The following is a 23453-nucleotide window of genomic DNA, read 5'->3' as shown; positions in this document are numbered from 1 at the left end:
TATACGATATATCCTGTACGATGTAGTTTGTGAATTGTAAACTAATGTCTCTCTCTAACAATAGAGACGTACGGGGATAATTATGTGTTATAAGATAATTTTTTACTTGAAATTATACGGACCTTAAAAAGCGGGTCATGCAAAAAGGAGGACATTCGATGTTAAAAATATTTAGCCATTTTCAAAGGAAGGATTGGCTGTTAGTTTTTTGTGCATTGGTATTTATTGTTATACAAGTATGGCTTGATTTGAAGCTTCCTGATTATATGGCGGAAATTACTAAGCTTGTTCAAACAGAAGGCAGTGAAATTAGTGATGTTCTTTCCCAAGGTGGTTTTATGCTATTATGTGCGGTTGGAAGTATGGTAGCATCTATTATCACTGTCTATTTTGCTGCAAAAGTAGCGGCGAAATTCTCAAACCGTTTAAGAGGAAAGGTGTTTGACAAAACCCTTTCGTTTTCAATGGAGGAACTCACTGGTTTTTCGACAGCCAGTTTAATTACTCGTTCTACCAATGATATTATGCAGGTTCAAATGCTTATTATTCTTGGTTTGCAGGTTGTTTTGAAAGCACCTATACTGGCAGTTTGGGCTGTTTTAAAAATCATGGGGAAAAGCTGGCAGTGGACAGCTGCAACAGGAGTCGCTGTTTTCGTGCTGTTAGTATTAATTGCTATCATCGTTTTAGTGGCATTGCCTAAATTTAAAGTGATCCAAACATTAACAGATAATCTTAATATGGTTACAAGAGAAAATTTAACAGGAATTCGTGTAGTTCATGCCTACAATTCTACTAAGTTCCACCAGAATAAATTTGAAAAAGCAAACACCGAACTGACAGAAACAAATCTATTTACAACGAGAACAATGGCGATCTTAATGCCGACTATTTCTTTGATAATGTCTGGAATCAGTCTTGCTATCTATTGGATTGGTGCTGTTTTAATAAATAATGCACCGATAACAAGTAAGCTGACTATATTCTCTGATATGGTTGTATTTTCATCATATGCGATGCAGGTAATTATGGCCTTTATGATGGTTTCCATCACCTTTGTCTTGCTCCCTCGTGCAGCTGTGTCTGCAAAACGAATTAACGAGGTCCTCGATACGGAAGTAAGCATAAAGGATGGAAGTGCAACAGAAGGCATATCAGAAGCTGAAATCGAATTTCGAAATGTCAGCTTTAAATATCCTGGCGCGACAGAATATGTTTTGCAAGATATAAGCTTTAAAGCATCTAAGGGAGAAACGCTGGCCATTATTGGTTCTACGGGCAGCGGAAAAAGCACGCTAGTAAATCTAATCCCTCGTTTTATGGAAGCAACAGAAGGAGAAATTATAGTGGATGGTCTTGATGTTAAAGATTATAAGCTAGAATCACTCAGAGACAAGCTTGGTTACGTCTCCCAAAAAGCAGTTATGTTCAGCGGGTCCGTTTCTTCCAATATTGCTTTTGGTGAAGCCGACAAAAAATCAGCAGAAGAAAACAATATTAAAAGAGCAGTAGAAATTGCGCAAGGAAAAGACTTTATTGAAAATATGGATCAGCAATACGAGTCCATTATATCTCAAGGAGGAACAAATCTTTCAGGTGGACAGAAGCAAAGATTATCCATTGCACGTGCCATCTATAAATTGCCTGAAATATATTTATTTGATGATTCCTTCTCTGCCTTAGATTATAAAACAGACCGTGTTCTGCGCTCCAAATTAAAGCAAGAAATAAAGGATGCAACCTCTATTATTGTTGCTCAAAGAATAGGTACGATTAAAGACGCTGACCGCATCCTAGTATTAGATGAAGGTAAAATAGTCGGAATAGGCACACATGCAGAATTAATGCACACATGTGATGTTTACCAAGAAATTGCGTATTCACAATTGTCAAAGGAGGAACTGGAAATTGGATGAAAAACGTCAAGCTGATCAGGAGCATACTAACAGAAAACCTGATGAAAATCTAAAGGATGCTAACATTAAAGGCCCTAAAAAAGGCATGAACGTTAAAAGCTTAAAAGATTTAGCAATGTATTCCAAGGTTTTCTTTCCAGCAATAATCATCGCCTTAATTCTTGCTATGGCTGCAGCAATCTTTAGTATTGTTGGCCCGAATCAGCTAAGCAAGATGACGGATCTTATCACAGAAGGATTAATGGGAAGCATTGATTTAGATGCTGTGTTCGATGTTGCCATTTTACTTGTATTTTTATACGGATTGGGTTTTATATTTAACTACATTCAAGGCTTTATAATGGCTACTGTTACTCAAAGAGTTTCTAAGCAATTACGACATGATATTTCCGTGAAAATAAACCGTCTGCCTTTAAAATACTTCGATTCTACTACTACAGGAGATGTCCTAAGCAGAGTAACTAATGATGTAGATATGGTCGGACAGACAATGAACCAGAGTATCAGTGGGTTGATTTCAGCAATTACAATGTTTGTGGGATCATTAATTATGATGTTTTACACAAACTGGATTATGGCCATATCAGCAGTGCTGTCAACCTTTATTGGATTCATATTGATGGCTTTTATCATCTCAAAATCACAGCGTTTCTTTGCACAGCAGCAAGCAGAACTAGGAAAGCTAAATGGTCATATTGAGGAGACATATTCAGGGCATAATGTGGTGAAAGCATATAATGGGGAGAAGCAGGCAAAACATGATTTTTCGCTAATTAATACAAGATTATATGATAGTGCATGGAAATCGCAGTTCTTGTCAGGCCTGATGATGCCATTAATGATGTTTATTGGTAACTTTGGGTATGTAGTCGTCTGTATTGTTGGTGCTGCCCTTGCAGTCAATGGAACAATATCGTTTGGCGTAATCGTCGCATTTATGCTGTATATCCGCTTATTTACACAACCACTTCAGCAGCTCGCCCAAGCAGCGACTAATCTGCAGTCTACAGCAGCAGCAAGTGGAAGGGTCTTTGAATTTTTAAATGAAGAAGAGCTTGTTAAGGAAAGCAATAAGTTAGAAATATTGGAAAATGTTAAAGGTGATGTGGAATTTAAGCATGTTCAATTTGGTTATGACGAAAACAAATTAATTATTAAGGATTTTTCTGTCAAGGTGGAAGCAGGCCAAAAAGTAGCGATTGTTGGTCCAACAGGAGCAGGAAAAACAACCTTAATCAACCTATTGATGCGTTTTTATGAATTAAATGGAGGAGAAATTACCATTGACGGTATCCCTACTAATCATATGACGAGAGAATGCTTACATGATCTCTTCTGTATGGTGCTTCAAGATACATGGGTTTTTGAAGGGTCAATCCGAGATAATATTGTCTATGCAAGGAATGACGTATCAGAACAAGAGGTAGTCGCAGCCTGTAAAGCAGTAGGACTGGACCACTTCATAAATACGCTGCCAGATAAATACGATACCATCTTAAATGACAAATCAAGTTTGTCAGCAGGACAAAGACAGCTGATTACAATCGCTCGAGCTATGGTGAAAATGGCACCATTACTTATTCTGGATGAAGCAACTAGTTCGGTTGATACACGCACAGAAGTACTCATCCAGCAAGCGATGGATAAGCTCACAGAAGGAAAAACATCCTTTGTTATCGCCCACAGGCTTTCTACAATAAAAAATGCAGACTTAATTTTAGTAATGAAAGATGGAGATATTATCGAAGCAGGCAACCATCAAGAATTAATCAGCAAAGACGGTTTTTATGCAGAACTGTATAACAGTCAGTTTGAAGAAGCCTCTTAATAGTTATAAGAATAAAATGCTAGGCAACATAGAGTAAGAGGTTGGAAAATAAGATTTATTCTAAGATAAGTTGGAACTAATAGTTGGAAATTCATTTCAAAAGTAGGGTTTAGTTAGGGTTCTTTATTTATCTTTTTCAATAAAGTTTGTAGCTTCAGAATACCTCTTATCATAAGAAATCTAAGTGGAATGGAGCTCGACTACTAAGGGAAATAGAGGAAAGGATGAGCCCCCGCAGGCGAAGCTGAGGAGGCTCATCTTCCTCCCCGCGGTAAGCGCGAGGACGTGCGCACAATGGAACGAACATAATTTAATAGCTAGGCTCTGTCAGTAAACCTTTTCAGCGATGCTGGTCAACAAGAATTTGATTCCCGTCTGGATCCTCAATGAAAAAATGAGCAGGTCCCTCTTTCGTTTCAACAGCTGCAGAAAGCATGGTTATTCCCTCAGTCTTTAGTTGGTTATGAATTTCTCGGACGTCTGTAAACGATTCGAGATTTTCAGCATTTTGATCCCAGCCTGGATTAAACGTTAGTATATTCTTTTCAAACATTCCTTGAAATAAGCCAATGATGCTATTTTCATTCTTCATAATCAGCCAATTATTAGCTATGTCACCACCTAAAGCTTGGAATCCTAATTTTTCGTAGAAAGCTTTGGAAACATGAATGTCTTTTACGTTTAAACTTACAGAAAATGCACCTAATTTCATTTGTTCTTCTCCTTTTTTTGTGAATTTTCGGAAAAACTTTATTTCATTTTACTATAAAGGAATGATTGAATACTAGCGTGGTCAAAAGTTTTATGTAAAAGCATCATTTCTGCAGCTGAATAGTTTCTATACTGAATAAAATTCAGCAATTCTGCTATATTTTTCCCTTTTCAGGGTAAAATAAAAGGGTTCATTCCAACTAAAAGGGGAGTTTCATTTGACTAACATTTATAATCTTTATAGTTCAGACGAAAACCATTTAGGCATTAGTAAATCCTATCATATTCAATGCGATTTACCTCCGCATAAATTCCGTCAAATCCTGATGGAATTCCGTCAAAATAACAATGTTGGCAACGACATTCAGGCATTTGTTGATTATTTAAAGGAAACATTTCCTGAGAGTTTACACACCTTTGATTACGATGATGTTGTCCAGTTTGACGCAGACCAGGAAAATAGTGCAATATTGACTAATTTAACCGATCAAATGAACAAGCCAGTTTAATCAACAGTTTGACTTTAGAAACTTGAATTTACCCATCAACCTGCACAAAACACCAACCCACACGCTAAAGGTGCGGATTGGTGTTTTGTGTTTTTTTACATCCAGGTATTCATTTTAGTTTGCATTAGTGTATCTATCAAAGCATAAAGTTAATATCGATACTGTACTCATATATATTTTCCATATTGGCAAATGAAGAAGTGAGGTAGAGATATGTTAGAAAAAATAAGGACAATCAAATGGAAAACAGCTGTAAATATGGGGATTTGGTTCTATACATTGACATTGCTGCTGCATGTTCTTATTCTGTGTGGTGTTATTCCATTCACGATTGTTAATGGCGGACGCTCCCAAGACTTCGAAACTCAAGTGCCAATCTCTATTCTCAATATCATTATTAGTTTAATTGGCGGGATTTTTACGCTAATTATTGGAGGGAATCTGCTTAAGCATAAAAAGGGAATAATTGTTGTCTGCTGGTTTTTTGTTGCTCTATGGTCCTTTGGATTCGCACAGCAGCTTGTTGGAACGACATTTGAAAGGCTGTTTTGTTCCATCCTTTTGCTTCTTGGAGTTATCGCAAACTTGCGGATGGCAATTGAAAAAAAACAGTGAACATTGATGTCAGAACTCCTTTTTCTTATAAACAAAGGGAGAAAGTATCTTTGCAGCGAATTACCTTTTTCCGACAGCAATAGAATTTCCAGTTAGACTCTTTACAAAAACTATTTTATTTTAAATAATGAATTTACCAAACAGTTTTAGAAAAGGTGATCGCCGTGTTACTACAAGAAAAAATGAAAACTTTAAAGTTCTCACCTAATGAAAGGATTGTTTTAGACTTTGTTCTAGAAAAACAAGAACTTATTGATGATTACTCGACAACAATGATTGCTGAAGAGACATATACCTCCCCATCCATTTTAGTAAGAATATCAAAAAAATTAGGCTTTAACGGATGGAATGAGTTGAAAAAAGCCTTTCTTAAAGAAGTGGATTATTTAAAGACAAATTTCACAGATTTAGATGCAAATACTCCTTTTACGGAACAAGACTCTATGATGAATATTGCCAGTAAAATTACACAGATACATATTGAAAGTGCGAAAGATACTTTATCCCTTATTCACCATGACTCCCTGCAAAAGGCAGTAAGATTATTAAGTAACAGTAGTGAAGTAAAGGTTTTTACCATATCTAATTTAACTTTTTTAGGACAAGAATTCGTCTATAAATTAAGGCATATTGGCAAAAAGGCAGACACAAATCCTACAGAAAGCATGATGTATCAGGAAGCAGTTATGACATCTGCAAATGATTGTGCAATTTGTATTTCTTATTCAGGTGAGTCTGCATCCATTTTGGAAACAACGAATTACTTAAAAATGAATAAGGTCCCTATTATCGCTATTACTAGTATTGGAGAAAACAGTTTGTCCAGACTTGCGGATGTAACATTACATATCACAACACGAGAAAAATCATATACTAAAATTGCTGGATTTGCCTCACTTGAATCGATTTCTCTTATTTTAGATATTCTTTACTCTTGCTTATTTTCTGTTTCATATGATAAAAACTATGACTTTAAAGTGAAATTAGCACAACGAACGGAAACACGACAAATTAATAATCAGATTATTAAAGAGGATGAGCAATAAGATTAAGAAAATATTGAAAAGCTTTTTACGTTTTATCGTTATTAACACAGAAAATAATAGAAAACACTTCAAAGATGATTGAAAGCCATTTCATTTTTAGTTAATCTCTGTTAAATTCAATTTCAAGGGAGGAATGAATGATGAAGGTCGTAGTTATCGGTGGTTGTGGGCATATAGGATCTTATTTAGTTCCTAAGCTAGTTAAAGCGGGATTCAATGTTTTTAATATAAGCAGAGGAAAAAGCAAGCCATATACAAGTGATTATGCATGGAATGAAGTTACTAATGTTATTTTAGATAGAAGCAATGATGAAGCATTTGCTGAAAAAATCGCAGCGATGGAAGCAGATATCGTCATCGATTTAATCAATTTCACTTTAGAAGATACGAAGCAAATGGTAGAAGCACTTCAAAATACAAGATTGTCTCATTATTTATTCTGTTCCTCTATTTGGGCACATGGTCGGGCTGAAATGCTACCTGTAATGGAGGATTGTGTTAAAAATCCGATTTGTGAGTATGGAATCGAAAAGTACAAATGTGAACAATTTTTGCAGGAGCAATATCGTGTAAATGGCTTCCCTGCAACTACGGTTATGCCAGGTCAAATCTCTGGTCCAGGATGGAATATCATTAGTCCGTTAGGAAATGTAAATCCTGACATTTTCCAAACAATTGCTGATGGAAAGGAAATTTTCCTTCCTAATTTGGGGATGGAAACATTACATCATGTTCATGCAGATGATGTTGCACAAGTTTTTTTGAATGCGATTACACATAGAAACCAAGCTTTAGGTGAAAGCTTCCATGCAGTTGCTGCAGATTCCATGACCATATATGGATATGCAAAAGCGATGTATCGATTCTTTGGCCAAGAACCGAAAATCAGTTTTCTTCCATGGGACAAGTGGTGTGAGCATGTCGAAAAGGAAGATGATATTAACTCTTCATATTACCACCTTGCACGCAGTGGTCAATTTAGTATCGAAAAGGGAAAAAGGCTTATTGAATATCAACCACGATATACTACATTAGAAACAGTTGAAGAAAGTATTAAAAATTATATGGAAAGAAATCTTGTTATTAATTAGTGCGGGAAGCTTAATTAAAGCTTTGATATAACTAGAAGAAAATCTGAGATTTTATCAGTGGCTGCCTTACATTGGCAGCCTTTTTTGTATCAAAAATTTTGCGGCTATGTAAAGAACGTTATTAACTGTTAGGGCTTCTCTTTATTCCGTAATTGAAATGAAAAGAAAAAGGGTTTGAATTAAACAACGTACTGAAATAATAACTTTTTACAAATTAATACATCTTAAGGCTGACAAGGATATATTACTTTAGGTTGATTACTGTATTTACGATGTAAAGTAATATGGACTAAGAGTTATTTAGAAAATAATGTAAAAACCATATGTTGAAAAGCAAAATAAGAAAAGGGGAGTGAGGTATGAGTAAAAAAAAGAAACGAAGATTTTCAACAGTTTTGAAAACCATATTGTTAGTGGTAATTTCAGCTCTCGTTATTTGGTTTGTATGCAGTAATTTACTAACTATTTACGAGAAGAACAAATATCCTCCAATAGGAGAGCTAGTAGAAATAGACGGAAAGAATATGCATGTCTATACAAAAGGGGAAGGAAAAAATACAATTGTTTTATTAAGTGGACTTGGAACGACCGCACCAGTTCTTGACTTCGAGCCGTTAGTTAATGAATTAGCAAAGAAAAACAAGGTCGTGGTAGTAGAAGCTTTTGGATACGGTTGGAGCGATTTAACAGGGAAAGAGCGAACCGTTGAAAACATAATTGGGGAGTTGAGAGCAGCTTTACAGGCAGCTAATATAAATGGGCCATATGTATTGATGCCACACTCTATATCGGGTATTTACAGTATGTACTATGCCAATACATATCCTGAGGAAGTTAAAGCAATTATTGGAATTGATCCCACATTACCTCAGGCATTAAATTATTTCGATGAATCAGCTCCTTCTATGCCAAAATATATGAGTTATTTAGTCCCAACAGGTGTGGCAAGGTTAGCTTCCTATATAACTCCAGATAACTTTCTGCCGATTGCGGAAGATGGTGCATATTCCAATACAAACTTAAAAACAACAAAAGCTGTCACAGCCTGGAAAGGCTACAATAAGAATGTAGTGAGTGAAGCAAACGAGATTAAAGATAACATCAAAAAAACAGAAAAAATGACTTTTCCGGCTGATATACCAGTTCTGATTTTCACTACGAAGAAGGACATGAATAATCACGGTAAGTCAAATATCACCTTTTATAAAGACCAACTAAACAATGGAGCTAATAAAAAATTAGTTAGCTTAGATGGCCATCATTATTTACATTGGAAATATTTCAAGGAAATGAGTAAAACTGTTAACGAGTTTTTGAAAATTCAATGACATGAATTTTTTGATTATCTGACTCAGAGAAACAGAGCTGCAAATTATCAATAAAAAAGGATATTATCCTTTTTTATTGATAATATCCTTTAAAATGGCAGCTAATTAATGCCATTATACAGGTGTTTCCTCTGTGTAATAGTCTAATACCATACAGCCTGCGCCTTGTGCGACAATATTGTATGCATCAGATGATTTTACCATTTTGATTTTTGCACTTGAATAGTGTATCAGTCGGTTGCTTGCTGCTTTAGCAGCTGCTTCAAAGAAAAGAGGTTTCGGAACTAAAGTTCCACCGAAGATGACAATTTCCGGACGTAACAGGAAGATTAGGTTACTTAAACCGACACCAAAATAATAAGCAGCCTCCTCCACAACTTCTAGACAAAGTGAATCATTTTGTTCTAGCGCGTTTAAAATATGGTGAAAATTAATATCCTCCATGTTACTTAGCTTTTCTTGCAGAAGAGAAGCTTTCCCACGTTTTAATAGTCGTAATACTTCATCGCGAATGGCTGGCAAACTACTGTATGCTTGCAGACATCCATATGCCCCACATGAACATCGGCGCCCATCAATATCTATGATGATATGTCCAAAAGCATCTTCCATTTCAAACTTGTTAGTAACCAATCTGCCTTGAGAAATAGTACCGCAACGAATGCCTATATCACTTGATACAAAAACTATATTTTCAGTATCCTGCCAGTAATTCATCCTATATTCCGCTAATGCTGCTAAATCTGTTCCATTATCTAGGAAAACAGGGACATTATTAGTTTGTGTTAAATAGTCTACTAAATTTATGTCCCATCCACCTGCAGGAAAGGAATGAGTAGATGTAATCATTCCTTTTTCTGCATCAAAACGGTCAAGCAGCCCAACGCCAATACCTAATAATTTATCCTTTGGAATGTTATTTTGGATCAGCAGTTGATTAACGCAGGCAGTTATATAGTTTAAGGTATATTCCCCCGTACATTCAGCAGTCATTTTTAGCTTTTCAACACTTACAATATTCAGTTTTAAATCAAGTAGTAATACTGTTGTGTAAAAACTGGTGATTTCGACACCAATTAAGTAATAAGCATCTGGCTTGATGACGTACATTAACGGCTTACGACCACCACTTGATTTGCCTATACCACTATCATAGATAAGCCCTTCATCAACAAGCTCCTCCAGTAAACGAGCACAAGTGACATGTTTAAAGCCTGTGAGCTCCGTTAATCTATTTATTTTAACTGGCCCCAGTTTACGGACCAGGCTATATAAAAGCTTTAGGTTTCTTGCTTTTGGCGAAGATAATTCGGTAAATTTTTTTAGCATGTGTTTCCCCCATAATTTGCCCTGTAAAGGCTATCGCTTATGTTCATTTTATCTAAAATTAACATAAAGAAAAAGGTAATCTGCAAAATACTTTTAATATATAAAAAGAAAAGGTTTAAATATAAGTTCCGTTTTATCTTAGTTAATCAGATTATTTATTATACTTTTTATAAAAATGATAAAAAGTCATTTACATCTCAAGACTAACCTATTAAACTGACCATAGCAGAAGTATTTTAAACAATAAGAATTTAGATATTTCATTCAAGGAGGAATTAGTAATGCACAAAACACATGAAATTTTCGAAGCAAGAGATTTTATCATGACTAAGACGGCTTATCGTCCGACGATTGGTTTAATTCTAGGGTCTGGCTTAGGGAATCTGGCAGATGAAATAGAAAACCCTTTTATCATTCCGTACAGTGAAATTCCTCACTTTGCAAAATCTGAAGCAGTAGGGCATGCAAATGAATTAGTTATTGGAAGCTTAAATGGGAAAACTGTTTTGGCGATGAAGGGACGTTTTCATTATTATGAAGGATTCACCTTGGATGAGGTAACTTTTCCTGTACGTGTTATGAAGGCTCTTGGTGTAGAGGAGTTAATTATTACAAATGCTTGCGGTGCCATTAACACAAGCTTTAACCCAGGCGACTTAATGCTAATTACAGACCACCTTAATTTGGTCGGTACAAATCCACTAATCGGACCAAATAATGCTGAATTAGGCACTCGTTTTCCTGATGTTTCAGAAGTGTATAATCGCAATTTGCGAACGATCGCTACTGAGGTTGCTAATGAACAAAATACGACTTTGCAAAATGGAGTTTATGCATGGTGGAGCGGACCTGCTTATGAAACACCAGCTGAAATCCGCATGATTCGTACATTAGGAGCAGATGCTGTTGGTATGTCGACTGTTCCAGAAGCGATAGTAGCTGTTCATGGACAAATGAAGGTGCTTGGTATTTCCTGCTTAACAAATATGGCATGTGGAATTCTTGATCAGCCGCTAAGCCATGACGAGGTAATTGAAACAGCAGCAATGGTGAGGGAGAAGTTTATTCAATTAGTTAAAGGGATTATCGAGAAAATGTAAGTGTAAATCAATAAAAAGTTATGTGATTGGAGCTTCTAACTGTGACAAATAAAGATGAATTGTTTATGAGAAAAGCAATTGATTTAGCTAAACAAGCCCGAAAGGAAGGCAATGAACCTTTTGGAGCTATTTTAGTCAAAGACGACGAAATTGTAATGGTCGGCGAAAACAAAATAAATACTTTCTGTGATCCTACACATCATGCCGAAATTGGGCTAATCAGAAGGTATTGCTCTGAGAACAATATCTTTGATTTGAGGGAATACACGTTATACACAAGCTGTGAACCATGTGTGATGTGTTCTGGGGCAATGGTTTGGGCGAATTTAGGAAGATTAGTATTCAGTGTCACACACGATCAGCTGGCAGAAATAGCTGGCAGTAATATAATGATTTCATGCAGCGAAGTGTTCGAAAAAAGCCCGAATATACCATTAGTAGTAGAAAAAATATTAAATGAAGAAGGCATAAGTGTTTTTGAAGGTTATACGTTTTAAACATAGAGGCCATCCTGCATTGATAGAAATAAATAGTAATATTTTTAAAAGTCCAATGAGTTTTTATTGGGCTTTTTTTGTTTTGGTGGTGGGGAGCGAATTAACTGAAACAATTTTCATAGTTAAGAAGAGATGGATGAAAATGCTTGAAAGCGTTTGAAACCCCATTGAAACAGTCTATTTGTGGATATATGATAACGATATAGACAGAACAAAAATCAAGATAAGGGAGGGGAACAGCAATGAAAAAAGCTTTTGAAAAAGCTCAGCAATTTGGCAAATCGTTTATGCTACCGATTGCTGTATTACCAGCAGCAGGTTTGTTATTAGGTATAGGTGGTGCGCTGTCAAATCCAAATACTGTTTCAGCATATCCATTTTTAGATATTAGTTGGTTACAAGCGATTTTTACCATAATGAGTGCTGCAGGCTCCATTGTATTTGGTAACCTGCCTATTATATTCGCAGTAGGTGTAGCGATCGGGTTAGCTCGTTCCGATAAAGCAACAGCCGGTTTAGCCGCAATGATTGGTTATTTTGTCATGAATAGTACCATCAATGCCTTACTTTTTTTAACTGGTGACCTGGTGCACGAAAATTTAACTGGGGCAGGACAAGGAATGTCAGTCGGAATTCAAACATTAGAAACTGGGGTATTCGGCGGTATTATTGTTGGTATTGTAGCAGCTGCTTTGCACAATAAATACAATAAAATTCAGCTGCCTCAAGTATTGGGATTCTTTGGTGGCTCTCGCTTTATTCCTATCGTTGTGTCGTTTGCTTCCATTTTTGTAGGAGCCATTCTTTTTCTAATTTGGCCGTATTTCCAAGCGTTTATTAACCAATTAGGATCACTTGTAACAAGTACCGGAGAAATTGGAACCCTTTTCTATGGATTTCTTTTACGTATGCTGGGACCGCTTGGGTTGCACCATATTTTCTATCTTCCATTCTGGCAAACGGCTCTTGGCGGAACATTAGAGATTAGCGGCAAAATTGTAAGCGGTACTCAAAATATCTTCTTTGCCCAATTAGGTGACCCTTCGACTGAACAATACTATGAAGGTGTCTCAAGATTTATGTCTGGCCGTTTTATTACGATGATGTTTGGTCTGCCAGGTGCCGCACTAGCTATCTATCATTGTTCTAAAAAGAAAAATAGAAAAGTAGTAGCGGGTATACTGTTATCAGCGGCGCTAACTTCATTCTTAACAGGAATTACAGAACCACTAGAATTCAGCTTTTTATTCGTGGCACCGCTTCTTTATTTAGTACATTCCATTTTTGATGGTTTTGCTTTTATGATGGCAGATATATTTAATATTACTGTCGGTCAAACCTTCTCAGGCGGATTTATCGATTTTATTTTATTTGGGGTATTGCAAGGTGTCGATAAAACAAATTGGCCATATGTGTTATTGGTAGGTATTCCATGGTTCTTCTTATATTACTTTACATTCAAGTTTTTGATAAGAAAAAGGAATTTTAAAGTCCTTGGACGCGAAGATGAGGAGCAGGTTACTGAGCAAGTAGCAGCGACAGAGCGTGCTAAAACGATTGTTCAAGGATTAGGCGGTGAACAAAATATTGATGTTGTCGATTGCTGTGCGACTCGTTTACGTATAACCATTAAGGATGAATCCTTAGTGAATGATGATGTCATTAAACAGACTGGTTCAAAAGCAATTGTGAAAAAGGGAACAGGTGTCCAAATTATTTATGGGCCTCAAGTTACTATTATTAAAAACGAAGTAGAGGAGTATTTAGGTCAGTAATAAATAAAGGAAGTGTTTGGAATGTATCAAGTACTAGAACAATGTAAAAAAGGATTAATCGTTTCCTGTCAAGCTTTAGAAGGGGAGCCATTGCATAGTTCATTTATTATGGGCCGTATGGCAATAGCCGCAAAGGAAGGCGGTGCAGTTGGAATTCGGGCAAACTCTGTCTCTGACATTATCGAGATAAAGAAGCAAGTATCTCTTCCTGTAATTGGCATCATCAAAAAAGTGTATGGGGACCAGCCTGTTTTTATTACGCCAACCATGCAAGAGATCGATGCATTAGCCAAGACAGGTGTCGAAATAATTGCGACTGATGCAACGAATCGAATCCGACCTGATGGTAGTGATTTACAATCATTTTATCAAGAAGTTAGAAGGAGGTATCCTCATATACTTCTGATGGCTGATGTATCAACAGTTGATGAAGCGATTTTCGCTGATGAGTTAGGATTTGATATTGTGGCACCGACGTTATATGGATATACGGAAGAGACAGAGGGCTTAAAAATTGATGATCATGGATATGCTGTTATTAAACAAATTATCAAAGAAGTGAAAAATGCAAAGGTTATCGCAGAAGGAAATGTCTTAACCCCGGAAATTGCCCGCTCCTTGTTAGATATGAACGTCCATGCAGTTGTTGTCGGAGGTGCGATTACAAGACCACAGTTAATTACGAAAAGATTTGTGGATGCTTTGCAAAAACAATAAACTTAAGCGGTTTCGCGAATACTAAAAAGTCTGGAAATTATTTAGGCAGTAGAAGGTTTATTACCATTAAACCTTCTGCTGCCTTTTTATTTCTAAATATAAAAACTATATCTAATTCTGGCTTTTTCAGACATAACCATCATAAGAAATCATGTTTAATAAAACAATAATGGTGAATGCCACTCAGGCAATAGTAAGTTATAATGAATAATCACCAACTAAAAAACTTAATGTAATCAAGGTTTATGGGGTTCATTATTATCGATTGCTAGTGCTGCATTCTAATTGCTTCTAGTACTTTAACTAAGAATTAGATCAAAGTGTGTTTATAGAACGAATATTGTATCTAAAAGAGGAGAAATCATTATGGAATATCTCGGTGAGAACCTTCTTAATGGTATAGCTGCCACCATGGAGAAATTTACAAGCTCTGAGGCAGACTTAGCAAATTATATTATTAAAAATCCTGATGAAATCAGTCAATTAACAATCAGTCAAATTGCAAAAAAAATTCACATATCACCTGCTACCATTACTCGTTTTTGTCAAAAGATATCTTTTTCCGGATTTAATGAATTTAAACATGAGTTAAAACGGTATATCGACTTAAGAAACAAACCTACGAGGAATACGGATATTAAAGAGATTGATTACTTTTCTAATCTCTATCAAAATCATTTGGGGATTATCGAAACAACCTTCCGAAAAATGAATGTTTTGGATATTCAAGAAGCCGTGTCACTTATAAACAGTGCACATAAAGTTCATGTTTACGGGATCGGTAATTCAGGGATTGCTGCTCAAGAGTTTAAATGGAAATTTTTTCGAATCGGTATACATGTTGAATCGATTACAGATCCACATCAAGCTGTAATGGATGCTGCATTATGCACAAACAAAAGTCTCGTCATTGGCATTTCTGTTTCTGGGAAAACGAGAGAAGTTACCGATGCTATTAATATTGCCAAGAAGCAGGGGGCGTCTATTCTTGCAATTACAAGTGATAAAAAATCGCAACTTTCTCAGTTAGCAGATCTGACACTTTTAGTCACAAATAAAAGTAATATGCATATGGGCCAAAATATTTCTCCAACTTTACCTCTATTTTTACTTTTTGATTTAATTTATACAGAACTAGTGGCAAAGGACTATATGAACCGTATTCAGTTTCGCAATAAGACGTTAAGTGCTTTGAAAGATATTTAAGCAGTCACTTTCTACATATTGTTAGCAATACTTAGACAAATAATTGCTTTAAGACTTAAGTCAAAAACGAAGTTATAAGTGGTAGAAAGAAAGGAAGCTTAAATTACTATGAAAAGTGTAATTTAATGTTAATAATTTGTTTGTTTTCAACAGACAGAATAATCGGCTTTAGAAAGTAATTGGGTAATAATTACTTTAAATACCAAATATTAAAAGCGAATTTTGGTAAACATAGTGAAGGAATCGAGGTGTTAATCTAAACAGATTAACATCTTTTTATTGAAGAAGGAATTTATATTTATTTCTTGAATTTCTATTATGAATTAAAAAATGAAGTACATGGGAGAAGGGAATGATGTTTTTATGATAAAAGGTTTTGGCGGGATATTTTGGAGGACTAATAATATAGATGTCGTGAAAAAATGGTACAATGAGGCGTTGAAATTGGATATAGGAGATTGGAACGGGACTATTATTAAACCGCAATCAGGAAATGAAACGATTTTTTCTTTGTTTGCTGAAGATGACCAGTACTTTCCAACAGAACAGCAAGTAATGCTGAATTTTCAAGTGTTTGATCTAGACGAGACGATAAAGCATCTTGAACAAATTGGTGTTCCGCTTGAAAAAAATAAAGAGACTAGCGAATTTGGTGAGTTTATCTGGATTAAAGATCCTGAAGGCAGGCTAATTGAGCTATGGGAGAAAAGCGAGTTGTAATTAGACAAACTCAGTCAGCTTCTTAATTATAAGGTATGACAGGATAGGGTTAGAAGGAAATGAATATAAAAAACGAGGACTTTCTGTAAATGAGAAAGTCCTTTTTAAATATATCTGGTTTGCAGGCGGAGATAGGATGTTTGCCGGAGGAAGCTTTCCGCAAATGAAATTTAAAAATGGTGTGGTAGTCCGTCCGTAAGCCCCTTGTTAGAAACCTTATGATATATAAATAGAGCACTTCAATTTGAAGTGCTCTTCTACTCAAGCCAAAATGTTTCTCCAATAAGCAGTTTTTTTAATTGTGAAGCATCTACATTTAATCTTTGCCACTCTGCATCTAATCTTGCCAAAGCCTCTGGTCCAGTATCATCAGCTAAATGATATGTTCCATAGTGCATCGGGATAAAGGTGCTTCCGTTTAGCTCTAAAAAAGCACGAACCGCGTCCTCTGGGTTTATATGACTTACTTTCATAAACCACTCTGGTTCGTAGGCTCCAATTGGCATTAAGACTGTTTGGATGTTAAATTTCTCAGCCACTTCCTTAAAGCCTCTAAAATAACCTGTGTCACCGACAAAGTACACGGAATGCTCCTTACCTTCAATAATCCATCCACCCCAATGAGATGTATTTGTGTCCGTGATAGTTCTTTTTGTCCAATGCTGGGCGGGGACAAAGGAGAAGGTTAGATCATGCTGCTGGAACGAATCATACCAATTACTTTCGATGACTTTAGTTAAACCGCGCTTTTTAAAAGCTTTGCCTAAACCGATGGGAACATAATAAGTAGGATTGCCTTTTAGCTTTTTTAATGTTGAGTAATCGAGATGATCATAATGTCCATGGGAGATAAATACTACATCAATCGCAGGTAAATCAGCTAGTGGAATTCCTGGAACAGTTAGTCTCTTTTGAACCCCCATTCTATTAGCCCAAACAGGATCTGTTAACATATTCAGACCATTCATCTGTATCAAAAAGGTAGAATGTCCAATCCAGGTTATAGAAGCACTACTATCATTATGATGTAATTTCTCTATTTCTTTAATGGGTGCCTGTTCAATCGTGAGCTTTAAATCCTTTTTATTAGTTCTGCGTTCCTTTTGCCAGCGTCGAAAATCATTAAATGTTTTTTTCGTATCAATATTATCTAAATTTGCATAGCGTTGTTTCTGTTTCATCATTACCTCCACTATATAATCGTTATCTCTTTATAGTTCTTAAGGTTACTTTTTTAACCCAGCAGCATAGAAGGGACCATTGACATTAATAATAGTCAGGATACGAGCCATTTCTTGAGGAGATTCTTTTCTGCCGCTATTAAGCCATTGTTGTACAACTCCTATTAAGGCAGTTCCCATGTAAGAGGATAAATATTGGCCTGGTACAAGAAAATTTTCTTCCTTTACAAGGGCAATTGGATTTGTCCCGTAAAGTGTGTCCCACATAAACTCTTTCAGTCTTGTTTGAAAGGATAAATCTCCTTTTGGACCTAATAAAGCTCTCATAATATCACTATTTTTATTTAGATATTCAAATAAAGAAACAGTGAGCGGGAATGGTGGTACATTTGAAGAGTCCATCTCAAGTGAAGCGATAACATTTGGGAAGTTTTGCTTTGCAATACTGGAAATTTCTAGCATCACTTTTTCTTCACATTTTGCCATTAAGTCGAATTTATCTTGATAATGTGCGTAAAATGTTCCTCTATTTATATTTGCCCGAGTCGTTATATCTTTTACTGTAATTGTTTCAAAGCCTTTTTCCTCTATTAAATCAATTAGAGCAGTAAGAATGGATTCTTTTGTGCGAATTATTCGTAAATCGGTTTTACTATCAGCCATTTTTTCCTCCTATCCACTTATCCCACACATTTAAGGAATGTGTTCTGTAACCAACACATTTTACATTTTTGCTTATTGAAGGGATTGTCATTCACATATATAATTTAGAACGTAATAAAACAACACGGTGTTCTTTTATTATAACTTAATAGCTTGGAGGAGCTCAAATATGTTTAAAAACAAATTATTGTTGCTAACACCAATCATTGCATTGGCTATTATATTTATTTTTTCATTAACACTGATTCCATCTGTTCAACCAGAGCCTAAAAACTTACCGATTGCTATTGTTAACGCGGATGAAGGGGTAGAACTTCCTAATCAGACAAAAATGAACATGGGCAAACAGCTCGTGGAAATGATTAAAGAAAACTCAAAAGCGACTTCAGATCAAAAGGACCCAACAGTAAAGTGGGTTGAAGTGAAAAACACAGAAGAATTACAAAAAGGCTTAGATAATCAGGAATATTACGCAGCATTAGTTATTCCGAAGGATTTAAGTGCGAAGCAAGCTTCCTTACAAACTGCAGCACCATCTGCAGCAGAAATTGAAATATACGTAAACCAAGGTATGAATACAATGGCATCAACTTTGGCAGGACAAATATTGAACGGAATTGTCGATAATATGAACAATAATGTTCGTACACAGCTTCTACAAGGATTAGAACAACAAGGAGCAACAATTACAGCAAAGCAAGCTGAAATTCTAGCAGCACCTATTACAAGTAAGGTCACTAATGTTAACGAAACAGGTACTAATAGCGCAAACGGAAATGCTCCGGTTTCTTTATTCCAGCCACTTTGGATGGCGAGCTTAGCAAGTGCTGCTTTTATTTATGTCGCTCTTAGAAAAATAGCTAATACTGCTAATCGAAAAAGAAACTTTGCAGTAAAATTAGTGCAAATTCTAATTGGTGCGATTGCCACGCTAGTCGTTGGATTTGGATTAACTTGGATAGCAAGTGACCTTGTAGGACTTCATATTCCAGATTTCACAAATACAGCTCTGTTTTTATCTATAACATCCTTTAGTTTCTTCCTTATGATTTCAGCAGTTCTGTCTCTGATAGGACTTCGAGGGATGCCTTTATTTATCTTAATGCTTTTCTTTGGGGCTCCATTACTTGCTATGGCTCCGGAAATGATGTCACCATTCTATCATGATTGGGTGTATTCTTGGCTGCCAATGCGCTTTATGATAGGTGGATTACGTGAGCTACTATTCTTCGGAAAAGGATTAAATTGGGATTCTGTTTCACATCTTGTTTGGATTGGAGCAGGTGGCTTAATTGTTATGCTTGCTACTGCATTAAGAGTTAATGCAACGAATAATAACCCACAAAATCAAAATTTAGAAGGATAATCTTAACAGGCCGTTTTCTTAAATGAGAACGGCCTGTTTTATTTTTTTCTTCTGCTTTCTAAAAACAGCAAATAAAAAAATTACTTGTTCATTTTTCGAAAGTATTTCTCTTTTTGTGTCTTTATAATGAATTATACAAGCTAAGAAAAGAAATGACGGGAACCCATTAATTACTCCTTAAAGTACGGGAGGATGAAAGTGGAAAAGCCTCATAAAAGCGTCGCCTGTAGTGACAAGCAATTATACAGTTACTGAAAGTATGGGCATGGATGAAATGATAGAGAAATATGTAATTTGAACAGGTGAAGAGACTGTTAAAGACATCCTTTGTGTGTTTATCTTTAAAAAATAATTCAAGAATGAGGTGAGCCAACTTTGATTATGTCTGAAAAAAAGAAACAAGAATTCTATAAAGCTTTAGTAGAAAAAAATCCTCAATACGATGGTATTTTTTTTGCGGGGATTAAAACAACGGGTATATTTTGTCATGCAACATGTACTGCGAAAAAGCCGAAATACGAAAACTGTGAATTTTATTTAACCGCAGAAGAAGCGTTATTAGCAGGGTTTCGTCCTTGTAAACGCTGTAACCCGCTCCATTATCCTCACAGTATCCCAGATGAAGTCGAGATATTAGTTGCGGCAATTGAAAATAATCCAGAGAAAAGATGGAAGGAAGCAGATTTTCATGAATTAGGTATTCATTCTGCAACAGCCAGAAGAAAGTTTAAAGAAGTGTATGGAATGACATTTGTACAATATGCCCGCTCTCGTCGCATGGGAATGGCATTCAAAAAGATACTTACTGGAAAAAAGGTAATTGAACAGCAAGTATCTGTTGGCTATGATTCTCCAAGCGGATTCAATGATGCATTTACAAAAATTATGGGTAATCCGCCAAAGAAGACATCTATTTCGATTATTTATGCGAACATCTTTTCTACACCGCTGGGAAATATGATTAGCTTGTCTGATGCAAATTATTTATATTTGTTAGAGTTTACAGATAGAAGAGGGCTTGAAAGAGAAATAGAAAAATTGCGGGTGAAGCAAAATGCAAGAATCTTACCTGGAAATACGGATGTTCATACAAGCTTAGTACACCAGTTGAATTTATATTTTTCCAATAAGCTATTTCAATTTTCCATTCCTATTTTAAAAAGTGGTACTCCTTTTCAAATGAGAGTATGGGATATTCTTTCGTCCATTCCTCCAGGCCAAACGATGTCCTATCAAGATATTGCCTCTAAATTAGGAGATAAAAATCTCGTTAGAGCTGTTGGCAATGCGAATGGTGCAAACCAAATTGCCATCATTATTCCTTGTCATCGAGTAATAAATACAAACGGGGAATTAGGAGGATATGGTGGTGGAATAGAGCGGAAAAAGTATTTACTCGAGTTAGAAAAACCAATTGGAAAGTAAAAAGGACGGTTTGCCTTCATAATGCAAACCGTCCTTTTAATTATCACTAATACATAACACTTTTAACTAGAGTACAAACTAATAAAATATTTTGGAGGTGATTTAATGGAAAGTAAGGACTTTCAAAAAGCATATGATGAATACATGCAACAAGGAAAAGATCAGGCTCGATCGGAAGCCGCTGAGGAAGCAGCATCAGGAACTGAACAAATTATTGCGGTACGCAAAAACGAGGATGAAGATATTATCGCTTTTAAAACAAGCAGTGGAAGAGAGTTAGATTATTTAACTGCACTTGAGGAAGCTAAAGCAGGTAAGTTAGCACATATAGATGTATTTCATAAGTATGGCAGGGATATTATTCGAAGTGAGCCTGATGGTATTACTGAAAATAACTTAGATAACCTACCGACTTTTTAGGAAGATAGAAAGGAAGGACGCCTTTCTCTCTAAAGGCGTCCTTCCTTTCTAATATCATTGCTTACGGTATCTCTGTAAAATAAAATCAATAAAATGCCTACAGGCGATTGGCAGTACTCTTTTGTCCTTGTATGCAAGGCTAATGGTCCGTACAAAGGGCGGGTTTATTTGCTTCGTTACAATTTGATAAGGGCATCTTTGCAGCACGAGCTTTGGCAGGATAGAGATGCCAAGTCCTTGTTCTATCATGGACATAATGGTGTAATCATCATGTACGTGATAGTGAATGTTTGGTTCAAAATGATAATGATTGAAAATCGTTAATGCCTCGCTAATTTCCCCATCCTTTAAAAGAATGAACGGATCATTTGTCAGCTGTTGAAGCGGTACTTTATCAAGACTTGCCAATGGATGATCTAAAGGTAAAACAGCAAGCATGTCATCCTCCTGCAGCTTTATTGTTGTCAGATTATTGATGCCGTATGGATTTACGAAGCCAAAATCAACACTTCCCTCTTTAATCCAATTAGAGATGTCTGTGTAATCCCCTTGATGTAATTCAAAGTGAACGGCAGGATGCTTTTCCTTAAAATCCTTCATTAATCTTGGAAGCCAATGGCTGGAGACGCTGGAAAATGCGCCAATCCTGATCAGTCCGCTTTCAAGACCTTCCATCTCCTTCCGTCTTTCAAGCAGCTCTCGATGGGAATTGCATATTTTCCGAATGAAAGGCAACAATTCGGCTCCATCAGGTGTTAAGGTTATGCCTGTTCTGGAGCGAATGATTAAGATTGCAGAAAGGTCCTTTTCAAGCGTATGGATCATTTGACTAACGGCGGATTGTGTATAACCAAGCTCTTCTGCCGCTTTTGTGAAGCTGCCTGTTTCAATCGCTTTAATAAATGCGTAATACTGATTCATTTGCATTCTCCCTTTAGATTAGGAATTCTAATGGTTAAATTATAAATATTCGTTTTACTAATGTAAATGCTGTTGATAATATTAAGCCGAAAGAATATTTAGTAGAGGGAAGGGCTTAGGCACTATGACACAGAAGCAAGCAAACTTAATTTTGGCGACAGTCTCAATGGGATGGGGAACTTCATATATTTTTATGAAGATTTGTGCTGATTCCATGTCACCGATGACAATGGTGGCATTTCGATTCGGTATCGCATTTTTTGTCATGATTGCGTTATTTTCAAAAAGAATTTTTCCAATTGATCTTAAAACATTAAAATACAGTATGGTAACAGGTTTGCTTTTATTAGGAATATTCATCTCCCTTTCTTACGGAATGAAAACCACAACTGCCTCTACTGCAGGCTTCCTCACAAGTACGACAGTAATACTTGTACCAATACTGCAAGCACTTATATATAGAAAATGGCCGAGTACCATGATTTCTGTAGGAGTAATTATAGTTGCTATTGGCTTGGCACTTCTGACAATTGGCGATGACTTTGCACTTGCAACAGGCTCTCTCTATTGCTTGGCAGCTGCTGTTTTTTATGCATTGCATATTATCGTGACAAACCGTTTTATAAAGAATGTTGATCCGTTAAAGCTTGGGGTATATCAGCTTGGGTTTGCAGCCTTATTTGCAGCAATTATCGGGATATTCGTGTTTGGTGATCTGTCACTGCCACATAACGGTTTAGATTGGTTTGCTATCCTTGGTCTTGCGCTCATTTGCTCAGCATATGGATTTGTGATGCAGCCTATTGCCCAAAAGCATACAACACCTGAGGTGACAGGCTTTATTTTTGCGCTCGAACCGATTTTTGCGGCAATATTTGCAGCCATTTTTCTGCACGAAAATATTGGCTTGCAAGGATATGCAGGAGCACTACTTGTACTAGCTGGTGTGATAGCGGCAAGTCTCAAGTCTGAGAAGAAAGAAGACGAGACAATCAGTCAGCCTGTGATGAAGATAAAGAAACAAACGATTTAAAAAATCAGCCAGCTAAGCGAAGACGTTTTGATTGTAGATTAAATGGTTATGAGATA

At 36.2% G+C, this 23453-nt stretch carries 22 protein-coding genes; 17 read left to right on the top strand and 5 right to left on the bottom strand.

What is annotated here, in order from left to right:
• The first annotated feature begins 158 nt into the window (after nt 1-158).
• The gene (locus tag EM808_RS17680) at nt 159-1916 is read left to right on the top strand and encodes an ABC transporter ATP-binding protein (protein WP_127739523.1); all 1758 of its coding nucleotides are present in this window, start codon (nt 159-161) and stop codon (nt 1914-1916) included.
• A gap of 64 nt (nt 1917-1980) precedes the next feature.
• Nucleotides 1981-3744, top strand: coding sequence for an ABC transporter ATP-binding protein (locus EM808_RS17675; protein WP_235856645.1), 1764 nt, complete (start codon nt 1981-1983; stop codon nt 3742-3744).
• A gap of 340 nt (nt 3745-4084) precedes the next feature.
• On the opposite strand, the gene EM808_RS17670 is transcribed toward EM808_RS17675, so the two are convergent.
• Nucleotides 4085-4456 (bottom strand): VOC family protein, encoded by a 372-nt coding sequence (locus tag EM808_RS17670; protein ID WP_127739522.1) that lies wholly within the window; start codon nt 4454-4456, stop codon nt 4085-4087.
• A gap of 217 nt (nt 4457-4673) precedes the next feature.
• Between EM808_RS17670 and EM808_RS17665 the strand changes: the two genes are divergently transcribed.
• The 5 genes from EM808_RS17665 to EM808_RS17645 all read left to right on the top strand — a co-directional run bounded on the left by EM808_RS17665 (nt 4674) and on the right by EM808_RS17645 (nt 9044).
• Nucleotides 4674-4964 (top strand): hypothetical protein, encoded by a 291-nt coding sequence (locus tag EM808_RS17665; RefSeq protein ID WP_127739521.1) that lies wholly within the window; start codon nt 4674-4676, stop codon nt 4962-4964.
• Between the two features lie 213 nt (nt 4965-5177).
• On the top strand, nt 5178-5579 hold the full coding sequence (locus EM808_RS17660; protein WP_127739520.1) for a hypothetical protein: 402 nt from the start codon (nt 5178-5180) through the stop codon (nt 5577-5579).
• Between the two features lie 164 nt (nt 5580-5743).
• Entirely contained in the window at nt 5744-6625 is an 882-nt protein-coding gene (locus EM808_RS17655; protein WP_127739519.1) for a MurR/RpiR family transcriptional regulator, read from the top strand.
• Between the two features lie 137 nt (nt 6626-6762).
• Nucleotides 6763-7716, top strand: coding sequence for an NAD-dependent epimerase/dehydratase family protein (locus EM808_RS17650; protein ID WP_205685873.1), 954 nt, complete (start codon nt 6763-6765; stop codon nt 7714-7716).
• A gap of 359 nt (nt 7717-8075) precedes the next feature.
• On the top strand, nt 8076-9044 hold the full coding sequence (locus EM808_RS17645; RefSeq protein ID WP_127739518.1) for an alpha/beta hydrolase: 969 nt from the start codon (nt 8076-8078) through the stop codon (nt 9042-9044).
• Between the two features lie 114 nt (nt 9045-9158).
• Here the strand turns inward: EM808_RS17645 and EM808_RS17640 are convergent, their stop codons facing one another.
• A complete protein-coding gene (locus EM808_RS17640) occupies nt 9159-10373 on the bottom strand; it encodes an ROK family protein (protein WP_127739517.1) in 1215 nt (404 codons plus the stop codon).
• Nucleotides 10374-10654: 281 nt separating this feature from the next.
• Between EM808_RS17640 and EM808_RS17635 the strand changes: the two genes are divergently transcribed.
• From EM808_RS17635 to EM808_RS17610, 6 genes are all read left to right on the top strand, one after another.
• On the top strand, nt 10655-11473 hold the full coding sequence (locus tag EM808_RS17635; protein ID WP_127739516.1) for a purine-nucleoside phosphorylase: 819 nt from the start codon (nt 10655-10657) through the stop codon (nt 11471-11473).
• 41 nt (nt 11474-11514) lie between these two features.
• Nucleotides 11515-11970 carry a nucleoside deaminase gene (locus tag EM808_RS17630; protein ID WP_127739515.1) on the top strand — a complete coding sequence of 152 codons (456 nt, stop codon included), beginning with the start codon at nt 11515-11517 and terminating at the stop codon, nt 11968-11970.
• A gap of 242 nt (nt 11971-12212) precedes the next feature.
• Nucleotides 12213-13745, top strand: a complete 1533-nt coding sequence (locus EM808_RS17625) for a PTS transporter subunit EIIC (protein ID WP_127739514.1) — start codon at nt 12213-12215, stop codon at nt 13743-13745.
• 21 nt (nt 13746-13766) lie between these two features.
• Entirely contained in the window at nt 13767-14462 is a 696-nt protein-coding gene (locus tag EM808_RS17620) for an N-acetylmannosamine-6-phosphate 2-epimerase (protein ID WP_127739513.1), read from the top strand.
• A gap of 366 nt (nt 14463-14828) precedes the next feature.
• Nucleotides 14829-15668 carry a MurR/RpiR family transcriptional regulator gene (locus tag EM808_RS17615; RefSeq protein ID WP_127739512.1) on the top strand — a complete coding sequence of 280 codons (840 nt, stop codon included), beginning with the start codon at nt 14829-14831 and terminating at the stop codon, nt 15666-15668.
• Between the two features lie 363 nt (nt 15669-16031).
• The gene (locus EM808_RS17610; protein WP_127739511.1) at nt 16032-16388 is read left to right on the top strand and encodes a VOC family protein; all 357 of its coding nucleotides are present in this window, start codon (nt 16032-16034) and stop codon (nt 16386-16388) included.
• Nucleotides 16389-16645: 257 nt separating this feature from the next.
• Here the strand turns inward: EM808_RS17610 and EM808_RS17605 are convergent, their stop codons facing one another.
• On the bottom strand, nt 16646-17569 hold the full coding sequence (locus tag EM808_RS17605; RefSeq protein WP_127739510.1) for an MBL fold metallo-hydrolase: 924 nt from the start codon (nt 17567-17569) through the stop codon (nt 16646-16648).
• A gap of 45 nt (nt 17570-17614) precedes the next feature.
• Nucleotides 17615-18232, bottom strand: coding sequence for a TetR/AcrR family transcriptional regulator (locus EM808_RS17600; protein WP_127739509.1), 618 nt, complete (start codon nt 18230-18232; stop codon nt 17615-17617).
• Between the two features lie 169 nt (nt 18233-18401).
• On the opposite strand from EM808_RS17600, the gene EM808_RS17595 reads away from it, so the two are divergent.
• The 3 genes from EM808_RS17595 (at nt 18402) to EM808_RS17585 (ending at nt 21443) form a co-directional block, all read left to right on the top strand.
• Entirely contained in the window at nt 18402-19598 is a 1197-nt protein-coding gene (locus EM808_RS17595) for a YhgE/Pip domain-containing protein (RefSeq protein ID WP_127739508.1), read from the top strand.
• A gap of 381 nt (nt 19599-19979) precedes the next feature.
• Nucleotides 19980-21023 (top strand): bifunctional transcriptional activator/DNA repair enzyme AdaA, encoded by a 1044-nt coding sequence (locus EM808_RS17590; RefSeq protein WP_412973748.1) that lies wholly within the window; start codon nt 19980-19982, stop codon nt 21021-21023.
• A gap of 105 nt (nt 21024-21128) precedes the next feature.
• On the top strand, nt 21129-21443 hold the full coding sequence (locus tag EM808_RS17585; RefSeq protein WP_127739506.1) for a DUF3892 domain-containing protein: 315 nt from the start codon (nt 21129-21131) through the stop codon (nt 21441-21443).
• A 54-nt stretch (nt 21444-21497) separates the two neighbouring features.
• On the opposite strand, the gene EM808_RS17580 is transcribed toward EM808_RS17585, so the two are convergent.
• On the bottom strand, nt 21498-22364 hold the full coding sequence (locus EM808_RS17580) for a LysR family transcriptional regulator (protein ID WP_127739505.1): 867 nt from the start codon (nt 22362-22364) through the stop codon (nt 21498-21500).
• A 124-nt stretch (nt 22365-22488) separates the two neighbouring features.
• Between EM808_RS17580 and EM808_RS17575 the strand changes: the two genes are divergently transcribed.
• The gene (locus tag EM808_RS17575) at nt 22489-23397 is read left to right on the top strand and encodes a DMT family transporter (RefSeq protein ID WP_127739504.1); all 909 of its coding nucleotides are present in this window, start codon (nt 22489-22491) and stop codon (nt 23395-23397) included.
• Nucleotides 23398-23453: the final 56 nt, after the last annotated feature.

The organism is Niallia taxi (genome assembly GCF_004005475.1).
GTDB classification, from domain to species: domain Bacteria; phylum Bacillota; class Bacilli; order Bacillales; family Cytobacillaceae; genus Niallia; species Niallia taxi.
This window is presented reverse-complemented; position numbering and strand designations above follow the sequence as displayed.

What these genes read in the sequence shown, in the direction of transcription:
- EM808_RS17680 (WP_127739523.1), top strand. Translation starts at nt 159, where the DNA reads ATGTTAAAAATATTTAGCCATTTTCAAAGGAAGGATTGGCTGTTAGTT.
- EM808_RS17670 (WP_127739522.1), bottom strand. Translation starts at nt 4,456, where the DNA reads ATGAAATTAGGTGCATTTTCTGTAAGTTTAAACGTAAAAGACATTCAT.
- EM808_RS17660 (WP_127739520.1), top strand. Translation starts at nt 5,178, where the DNA reads ATGTTAGAAAAAATAAGGACAATCAAATGGAAAACAGCTGTAAATATG.
- EM808_RS17650 (WP_205685873.1), top strand. Translation starts at nt 6,763, where the DNA reads ATGATGAAGGTCGTAGTTATCGGTGGTTGTGGGCATATAGGATCTTAT.
- EM808_RS17645 (WP_127739518.1), top strand. Translation starts at nt 8,076, where the DNA reads ATGAGTAAAAAAAAGAAACGAAGATTTTCAACAGTTTTGAAAACCATA.
- EM808_RS17640 (WP_127739517.1), bottom strand. Translation starts at nt 10,373, where the DNA reads ATGCTAAAAAAATTTACCGAATTATCTTCGCCAAAAGCAAGAAACCTA.
- EM808_RS17635 (WP_127739516.1), top strand. Translation starts at nt 10,655, where the DNA reads ATGCACAAAACACATGAAATTTTCGAAGCAAGAGATTTTATCATGACT.
- EM808_RS17625 (WP_127739514.1), top strand. Translation starts at nt 12,213, where the DNA reads ATGAAAAAAGCTTTTGAAAAAGCTCAGCAATTTGGCAAATCGTTTATG.
- EM808_RS17620 (WP_127739513.1), top strand. Translation starts at nt 13,767, where the DNA reads ATGTATCAAGTACTAGAACAATGTAAAAAAGGATTAATCGTTTCCTGT.
- EM808_RS17615 (WP_127739512.1), top strand. Translation starts at nt 14,829, where the DNA reads ATGGAATATCTCGGTGAGAACCTTCTTAATGGTATAGCTGCCACCATG.
- EM808_RS17610 (WP_127739511.1), top strand. Translation starts at nt 16,032, where the DNA reads ATGATAAAAGGTTTTGGCGGGATATTTTGGAGGACTAATAATATAGAT.
- EM808_RS17605 (WP_127739510.1), bottom strand. Translation starts at nt 17,569, where the DNA reads ATGAAACAGAAACAACGCTATGCAAATTTAGATAATATTGATACGAAA.
- EM808_RS17600 (WP_127739509.1), bottom strand. Translation starts at nt 18,232, where the DNA reads ATGGCTGATAGTAAAACCGATTTACGAATAATTCGCACAAAAGAATCC.
- EM808_RS17595 (WP_127739508.1), top strand. Translation starts at nt 18,402, where the DNA reads ATGTTTAAAAACAAATTATTGTTGCTAACACCAATCATTGCATTGGCT.
- EM808_RS17590 (WP_412973748.1), top strand. Translation starts at nt 19,980, where the DNA reads ATGTCTGAAAAAAAGAAACAAGAATTCTATAAAGCTTTAGTAGAAAAA.
- EM808_RS17585 (WP_127739506.1), top strand. Translation starts at nt 21,129, where the DNA reads ATGGAAAGTAAGGACTTTCAAAAAGCATATGATGAATACATGCAACAA.
- EM808_RS17580 (WP_127739505.1), bottom strand. Translation starts at nt 22,364, where the DNA reads ATGAATCAGTATTACGCATTTATTAAAGCGATTGAAACAGGCAGCTTC.
- EM808_RS17575 (WP_127739504.1), top strand. Translation starts at nt 22,489, where the DNA reads ATGACACAGAAGCAAGCAAACTTAATTTTGGCGACAGTCTCAATGGGA.